Annotated in this window: 1 protein-coding gene; it reads right to left on the bottom strand. The window is 49.9% G+C overall.

From position 1 onward, the window contains the following. On the bottom strand, nucleotides 1-260 hold a 260-nt coding region (locus J0A69_RS22450; protein ID WP_228356390.1), incomplete at its 3' end, for an antitermination protein. Nucleotides 261-383 lie beyond the last annotated feature (123 nt).

Raw genomic sequence — 383 nt, 5'->3', positions numbered from 1 at the left:
AGCTTTGCCACACCACGGTATTTCCCCGATACCTTGTGTGCAAATTGCATCAGATAGTTGATAGCCTTTTGTTTGTCGTTCTGGCTGAGTTCGTGCTTACCGCAGAATGCAGCCATACCGAATCCGGCTTGTGATTGCGCCATCCCCATAGCAGCCATCACATCAGTACCGGAAAGAGAGTCAGAAGCCGTGGCCCGTGGTGAGTCGCTCATCATCGGGCTTTTTGGCGAATGAAATTTAGCTACGCTTTCGAGTCTCATGCGCCTTCTCCCTGTACCTGAATCAATGTTAGGTTTCCGCAGAACACTGCGCCGGTATCGATATACATTTGGTTGGCAAACTTGAGTGGTTTCACTGCTGGCGTATGACCAAAGATGAACGTG

It is taken from the genome of Algoriphagus pacificus (assembly GCF_017254845.1).
Taxonomy (GTDB): Bacteria; Bacteroidota; Bacteroidia; order Cytophagales; family Cyclobacteriaceae; genus Algoriphagus; species Algoriphagus pacificus.
Note: the sequence above shows the minus strand (reverse complement) of the source record. Positions and strands in the feature narration are given on the sequence as shown.